Source organism: Vibrio sp. 10N.261.52.A1 (assembly GCF_002876325.1).
Lineage (GTDB): Bacteria > Pseudomonadota > Gammaproteobacteria > Enterobacterales > Vibrionaceae > Vibrio > Vibrio chagasii.
Map to the genome: position 1 here is coordinate 1 of NZ_MCYD01001039.1, position 7,191 is coordinate 7,191.

General features: G+C 42.3%; 11 protein-coding genes. All 11 read left to right on the forward strand.

The genetic code is table 11. The features are described from left to right. The first annotated feature begins 217 nt into the window (after positions 1–217). The 11 genes from BCT81_RS22440 to BCT81_RS22490 all read left to right on the forward strand — a co-directional run bounded on the left by BCT81_RS22440 (position 218) and on the right by BCT81_RS22490 (position 7,171). On the forward strand, positions 218–1,066 hold the full coding sequence (locus BCT81_RS22440) for an NAD-dependent epimerase/dehydratase family protein (RefSeq protein ID WP_102425896.1): 849 nt from the start codon (positions 218–220) through the stop codon (positions 1,064–1,066). 114 nt (positions 1,067–1,180) lie between these two features. Continuing rightward, complete coding sequence (locus BCT81_RS22445) at positions 1,181–1,630, forward strand: DUF3291 domain-containing protein (protein ID WP_008217710.1); 450 nt, start codon at positions 1,181–1,183, stop codon at positions 1,628–1,630. Between the two features lie 349 nt (positions 1,631–1,979). After that, positions 1,980–2,465: a GNAT family N-acetyltransferase gene (locus BCT81_RS22450; RefSeq protein ID WP_102425897.1), complete on the forward strand. Its 486-nt coding sequence runs from the start codon at positions 1,980–1,982 to the stop codon at positions 2,463–2,465. Positions 2,466–2,535: 70 nt separating this feature from the next. Further along, positions 2,536–2,925 carry an HIT family protein gene (locus tag BCT81_RS22455; protein ID WP_102425898.1) on the forward strand — a complete coding sequence of 130 codons (390 nt, stop codon included), beginning with the start codon at positions 2,536–2,538 and terminating at the stop codon, positions 2,923–2,925. Positions 2,926–2,972: 47 nt separating this feature from the next. Then, entirely contained in the window at positions 2,973–3,581 is a 609-nt protein-coding gene (locus tag BCT81_RS22460; protein WP_102425904.1) for a pyridoxamine 5'-phosphate oxidase family protein, read from the forward strand. A gap of 5 nt (positions 3,582–3,586) precedes the next feature. Then, positions 3,587–4,018 carry an NUDIX domain-containing protein gene (locus BCT81_RS22465; RefSeq protein ID WP_102425899.1) on the forward strand — a complete coding sequence of 144 codons (432 nt, stop codon included), beginning with the start codon at positions 3,587–3,589 and terminating at the stop codon, positions 4,016–4,018. Positions 4,019–4,120: 102 nt separating this feature from the next. Then, positions 4,121–4,843 (forward strand): riboflavin synthase subunit alpha, encoded by a 723-nt coding sequence (locus BCT81_RS22470; protein ID WP_102425900.1) that lies wholly within the window; start codon positions 4,121–4,123, stop codon positions 4,841–4,843. A 35-nt stretch (positions 4,844–4,878) separates the two neighbouring features. Continuing rightward, positions 4,879–5,415: a GNAT family N-acetyltransferase gene (locus BCT81_RS22475; RefSeq protein WP_102425901.1), complete on the forward strand. Its 537-nt coding sequence runs from the start codon at positions 4,879–4,881 to the stop codon at positions 5,413–5,415. A gap of 44 nt (positions 5,416–5,459) precedes the next feature. Further along, complete coding sequence (locus BCT81_RS22480; RefSeq protein ID WP_008217722.1) at positions 5,460–6,089, forward strand: HAD family phosphatase; 630 nt, start codon at positions 5,460–5,462, stop codon at positions 6,087–6,089. Positions 6,090–6,274: 185 nt separating this feature from the next. Further along, positions 6,275–6,691 carry a GNAT family N-acetyltransferase gene (locus BCT81_RS22485; protein WP_102425902.1) on the forward strand — a complete coding sequence of 139 codons (417 nt, stop codon included), beginning with the start codon at positions 6,275–6,277 and terminating at the stop codon, positions 6,689–6,691. Between the two features lie 45 nt (positions 6,692–6,736). Then, positions 6,737–7,171, forward strand: coding sequence for a GNAT family N-acetyltransferase (locus BCT81_RS22490; RefSeq protein ID WP_102425903.1), 435 nt, complete (start codon positions 6,737–6,739; stop codon positions 7,169–7,171). Positions 7,172–7,191 lie beyond the last annotated feature (20 nt).

Consider the following 7,191-nt stretch of genomic DNA (forward strand, 5'->3'; position numbering starts at 1 on the left):
GTGTTGTTCTTACATAGTGATATCGACAAAACGTTTTATAGGCGGTTAGGGTTTACAGTGACTGAAGGTTCTGACTGCATGTACATTACGAGTGATGGTAGGGCATTTAAAGGGACCCTGCCTAGATACTTCTAATCGCAGATGTCATGTAAGCTTTTTCGTAAAATAAATTACCAGTGTTAGAAGCCTAAGGCTTGGCACTTAATTGAGGGAACGAATGAGAGTTTTGATATCAGGCACCAGTGGTTATATTGGTCGCCACGTTCATAAAGTGTTCGTAGAAAGTGGCTTGGAGGTCTTTCGGTACTGTAGGGACAATGGTGTTGTTCCTTGCTCGGTTCATTCTAAAAACGTATCGACAGGGTATGAAAATTACTTTGATGTGATTATCAACTGCGCGCGTCCTCATTGGGCAGAGTATTCAGCAAGTGAAATTGTCGATATTGAATCCAGGCTAATCAAGCAGCTTGATAATTTTGCAAGTGAAAATGCAATAAAGATTCACACCTCGGGAGTTTGGTTATTTGGCCGTGCATCTCACCAAGATCTTAAAGAGTTTAGACTTAACCCCCTCACAGCCGTTGAGTTAGACGTAAGAACAATCGAACATGCGATGAGTTCAAACTGGAATATTGTGTACTGCCCAAGCTTGGTGTATGGCGGTGACAATTGCCAATTAAAGCGAATTGTCGAGTCTCTTACTGAACAAACGGTTCAAGTTGCTGTTCCGTCGACAGGGAACAATCAATACGTGCACGTTTATGATGTCGCCAAATTTTATTTACTTTTGGTCTTAAAGCCAACTTCGGAAACGCAGCACTTTATTGCAGAAACTAAGGGGTATAGCCCAGAACAGTTTGCTCAACTCTTATTTGAATCAAACGTTATTGAAAAAGTCGACAAATGTTCTTGGAGTGAATTTGCGAGACTGAAGGGCCGTGATGCAGCAGATATAGAACGATTAAATCTCACTCTTCCAGTTAGCCCTTTATTCGAATCGACAGAACTTATTAGCGACTACATAACAAGTTTGTGTACCAAAATTAATTGTAGAACGACCAGGTAGTTGCCGTGTTACAGTGTTAAGCATCAGTGACAAGTTAAGGTTAGCGAATCGCCTTAGCTATTACTCAATGAAGCGTTCTTTATTTCCATCATAATCATTCAAGGAAGAAGTATTGTGAAACTCGCTCAATTAAATATCGCACTCGCGAAATACCCTTTAGACGCACCAGAGATTAAAGACTTCGTCGATAATTTGGAATTGGTAAATGGCATTGCTGAAAGTAGTGAAGGGTTTGTGTGGCGTCTCAAAGATGAATCTGGCGATGCAACCAACATAAAAGCGTTTGATGACCCGAATATGATCGTCAATATGTCTGTCTGGGAATCGGTCGACGCGTTAAAGAACTTCATGTTTCGTACTCACCACCGCGACTTTATGCGAAGAAAAGGCGAATGGTTTCATCGCTTAGCGGAAGACACGTATGTGCTTTGGTGGGTTAAGGATGATCACATCCCAACCCTTGATGAAGCGATTGAACGTTTAGAGCACCTGAGAGAAGTGGGAGACTCTCCTTACGCATTTACCTTCAAAACAAACTTCACTGAGGAAGAGGCACCAAGATAGTCTGCTGTCGGAGCTTGTTAGTGCTCGGCTTACCTCAACAACTGGGTTATAAAACATTTTATCTATAGTAGCTCTTTGTTAATAATGTGTATCACTACGCACTTCCGCATCTATCCGGACTGGAGGCATATTTGCTATGGTAGTCAGTACGTTACGGAAATGTATTAGCCAGTTAGTGAAGGTTTATAACTTCTTTTAACCACTCAGTTTGACCTTTTGCTGCTGTGTTCTCCTTTTGTAACATACTAATTATTAACAGGGCGCCTCCGATAAATAAGTACCACATCAATGTGTCAACTTGGCGGTAGTAGAATCCGTGTTACCATAAATTTGGTTTAGGAGGAGATTCATGATCAGGGAAATGTCTAAATCTGACTTTGAGTCATTTTGGCCTACTTTCTCGGCTGTGATTCAAGCACAAGAAACCTATGCATTCGATCCAGAAATGACGATGGAACAAGCCTTTTCGGTTTGGTGTGAACAGCCATCAAAAACTTATGTCTATACCGAGAATGACGTTGTTTTAGGCTCGTACTATATAAAGCCTAATGCAATGGGTCCAAGCGGTCATATTTGTAACTGTGGTTATATGGTTTCCGAAGAGGCCAGGGGGCAGGGAATCGCGCGGTCTTTGTGCGAACACTCTCAACAAGTTGCGATTGAGTTAGGCTTTGAGGCGATGCAATTCAACAGTGTCGTGTCGACGAACAAAACGGCAATCAAGCTTTGGGAAAGGCTCGGTTTTAGTATTATCGGATCGATTCCCAAGGCCTATAAGCATCCTCAATTAGGGGCAGTGAGCAGTTATATCATGTACAAATCACTTAAAAAGTAATTAGGCGGGATGTATTGCTGATAGCTCTTTAAAAAGGTTAATGCTCAAAACTGAAACCTGGAGATTTTAAATGACAATAGTCGAAAAAATTGTTCGTCGCGAAATGGAGGCTGTCATCGTTTATGAATCCGATGACGTGATTGCTTTTGCTGACCACAATCCTATCAACTTTGGGCATATTTTGATTTGTCCGACACATCCGTACACCAACTATATCGATCTACCAGAAGGTGTTCTTACTGAAATTCATTTTGTCGCTAGGCAGGTATATAGACGTATTGAAGAGGCGTTTAAACCTGATGGTATTTCATTCTTGCAAAATAACGGTGAGTTTAATGAGTTGTCTCATTACCACCTGCATATCTTTCCAAGATTTGAGGGCGATCAGTTCGGTTGGCAGAGTAGTGAACTCGGTATCCAAAGTATGGAGAAACTGCGCGAGTCATTAAAACACTTGTAATTTATAGTAAAAACTAGATGCACAAAAGTGCACGAAAAGGCTTAACAATGAGTGAAATAAAAACATTAGAACAATTAAATGAGCTTTATGCCGAGCCGAGTAAAAGGGCTCAAAATAAAGTACTTCCAGCACTGGATGCCCATGCGATTACTTTGATCAATCATTGCCATTTCGCGGTGTTGGGGACGACAGACTCGCACGGGTTTGGCGATTTGTCTCCAAAAGGCGGCGAGCCCGGTTTTATTAAGGTTGTCGATGAGTCTACGGTCCTAATACCTGATAGTTCGGGAAACAATCGAATTGATGGTTTAAAAAACATCATCAACAACTCTGAAGTTGGATTACTGCTGATGGTTAATGGGATTGATGAAGTGGTACGTATTAAAGGTAAAGCCAGCATACATACCGATCCAAATTTGCTTGCCGCTTGTCCTGACGGGAAGAAAGCCCCAAAAGTCGTGATTAAAATAGCCGTAGAGTCTATGTACTTTCATTGCGCTAAAGCGGTAATGAGAGGCAAGCTTTGGTCTGATACGTTTAAAGTTGAGCGTTCTATTCTCCCTTCACTGGCACAGATCATGAAAGATCAACAGAGCCTAGAAGGCCAAGCGATCAATCAAGACGATATGGTCAAATATTACCAATCGACACTGTGATACTCATGAAGAATGTAGTCCAAATTATCTTTGTGTCGGGCTCTAAGTTTCTGCTCGGCTTTCGTCAAAACACAGATGCGTTCGACCAATACTGGGGATTTCCTTCCGGAAGAATAGAGCAAGGGGAGTTGCCTAGAACCGCAGCAGAGCGAGAAGCGCGAGAAGAGGTTTCGGTTGACGTTGGTAACTTAGCATTGTTCGCGATTGTCTCTGACCCAGAGCTACCCATTTGTCACTATTTCTACCTATGCCATGAATGGACTGGCGACATACAGAATGCAGAGCCCCATTTATGCCAAGAGTTGCGTTGGTTTGACCGTGATGAGCTACCCGAAAATTGCACACCAATAACTTACTTAATCACTCAACAATTGAATGACACCGCGCTTACAAAAAACATAAAGCCTGAGATTAACCAACCCAAGCTTTGTGCGTAAGCAGTTTTGTGTCGAGTAACAGACTTTTCATTTAGGCTAGTGGCGTTGGGTATTAGTCAAACGTCACGTTGTGCCAACACTAAACACAATAACAGGGAAGATATGTTTACAGGTATTGTACAAACCGTTGCTAACATTGCTGAAGTCAGCGATAACAACGGAATAAGAACGTTTGTCATAGAGTTTCCAACTGGCTTTTGTGACGATTTGGAAATTGGTGCCAGTATCGCAATTGATGGCGTGTGTTTAACCGTTACTGAGTTGCTGTCAGATGTTCGAGTAAAGTTTGACGTCATGCTGCAAAGCCTATTAATTACTACGCTAAGCAAGTATGAAGTTGGTCAATCAGTGAATGCTGAGAGGGCGGCAAGAGACGGTGCTGAAATTGGCGGTCACCCACTTTCTGGTCACGTTGATTTTAATGTCGCGATTATCCAAATATCCGAAATTGAAGATAACTACTGCGTGCGCTTAGCTCTTCCTGATGAGTGGAAAAGATATGTATTCCCAAAAGGTTATATTGCAATCAATGGGGCTAGCTTAACCGTTTCTGACGTTAATAAAGTCGAAGGGTGGTTTGAGGTTTGGTTGATCCCAGAAACCCGTCGAATGACCGTCTTCTCATCGAAATCAGTAGGTAACTTCGTCAATATCGAAATCGAGCGTGGCACTCAAGTCGTCGTTGACACGGTGCGTGATACTTTAAATGAAAACTTAGGTCCATTATTGCCTTTATTTGAGAAGTTACTTTCAGAGCAAGGTATCGATTTAGATGCATTGGGTTATAAGCCTAATACATTGGGCTTCTCAAGCGAACCAAAGTAATGCGGATTGGTACACCAAAAAGGTGAGTAGTTGAAATGTTAGAAACGACACGAACTCAGATTGTAGCGATGGGTAAGCAACACGCGGCAGCGCTTTTACAATATCATCTAGAAAATCGCTGCCATTTAGCTCCTTGGTCTCCCATGCGCGACGAGCAATTCTATACCTTGGAGTATTGGGAAGACTTTTGTCATGCCAGTGAAGCGTTATTCGAGAGCGGGAAAGAAATTAAATTTATCGCAATCGACAAAGAAACGAGAGAAGTAGTCGGTGTCTGCAGTTACACCGCCATTGCCCGAGGTGTTTTTCAGGCATGCTTTTTGGGCTATCACATGGCACAAAAATATGAAGGTAAAGGTTTTATGACTGAAATTCTTGAGGTCACGCTTCGATACATGTTTGACGTTGTCGGTCTCAATAGAGTTATGGCGACCTATATGCCACGTAATAAAGCGAGTGAAAAGGTTTTGTTTAAGCTTGGTTTTGAAAAGGAAGGCTACGCCAGGAAATACCTGAAAATCGCAGGGAAATGGGAAGATCATATTCTTACCTCGAGGATTAGCGACAACTAGAAAGTACAATGATGAGCAAATGACACAAGGAGAGTAAATTGAAAATGTATGAAGTGTACCTATTTGATATGGACGGTACATTGGTTAATTCAGAACCTCTAAAAGGCAAGGCTCTAGCATTAGCATGTCTAGATTATGGTGCAACGGTAGACCACAATATTTACAAAGAGGTGATGGGAGAAAGTTGGCAGGTGGTGACAAACCACTTTTTCAAGCATGCTGATATCGCTCCAAGTTTGGCAGAGTTTAATCTAGCTTTTCGTTCACACTATGAGCAAATGCTAAGTGAGCAACTTGAATTGAATGATGGTGCTAAGGCTTATCTCAACAGCTTGAAACTTGCTGGCAAAAAATGCGGTGTGGTGAGCTCTGCGGCAACTTGGATGGTTGAAAATATCTTAACCTCGTTAAAGCTTGAAGATACCTTTGACCTAGTTATCACACAGGAACATGTGACTAAGCATAAGCCTGATCCCGAAGCATACAATCTTGCTTTGTCTGGGCTTAACGCTTCACCAGAACAGACTATCGTGTTTGAAGATTCAGCTGCAGGTATTCAAGCAGGTAAAGCAAGTGGTTGTGATGTTGTTGCAATCCAGCATGAGTTCAATGGAAAGAATGACCTAAGTGACACCATAAAAATCATCAATACATATGAAGAAATGTCTCTTTGAGTATCTATCAACCATATGGACTGTAACCCTAATCTGTTCCATCACCTTTTTATCGTCAGGTGCTCATACCCCAAGCTACGCAAGAGATCGCCAAAAAGTTTGAAGATTGGCTTGTTGCCCCGGCAGAAATTTCAATAATGAATGAGTCATTTTATACAACTCGACAGACTAGGAGTACGTAGCAAATGGAATACGCGTTAGATACCGACCCATCAGATAGTGACATCAACGAAGTTCGCGCTGGTCTAATCAAACACAATACGCCATTTCTTGAAGGCATACCTAAATCTCAAGTAGGCTATTACGCCATGGAGGAGGGTGTTAAGGTTGGTGGTGTTATTGCGGATCTTTGGGGAAACTGGCTATTGATCAAGTTTCTTTGGGTCGATGACTCAATGAGAGGCAAGCAGGTCGGCAGCCAGTTACTGCAACACCTAGAAGAGTACGCACAGTCTCAAGGCTGTACGTCATCACTGGTCGACACGTTAAGTTTTCAGGCCAAACCTTTTTATGAGAAGCATGGCTACCAATGCCAAATGGTGCTTGAGAATTATCCTCTAGACTCATCATTAGCGTTTCTCACCAAGTCGCTAACAGAGTAATCATATAGGGCAAGGATGAACACAAACAGACACAAGGAAAGTGAAGTGATTAATATTCGAGAGATGTGCATCGCCGATTATGATTCTGTGATTAACTTATGGTGCGAAACCGAAGGTATGAGCATTCGCGATGCAGATTCAAAACAGAGCATTGCAACTTATCTCGAGCGTAACCCCGGCTTGAGCTTCGTTGCAGAGTCTAAACAAGGCGTGGTTGGTGCGGTGTTAGTAGGGACGGATGGCCGTCGTGGATATTTGCAGCACCTAGCGGTCAGTACTGAATTTAGAGGACAAAATCTAGGTTGCCAACTAGTAACTGAAGCGGTTAACGCATTGGCTGGGGTAGGTGTCCCCAAGACACATTTATTCGTGTATAACGATAATATTAACGCTCAGAAATTCTATGAAAAGTTAGGCTGGTTTCCACGTGATGAAGTGCGTATGTATTCGTTTAATAGCTCGGGTAACAGTAACGCCTAACGGATCGATATAGTCAGAAA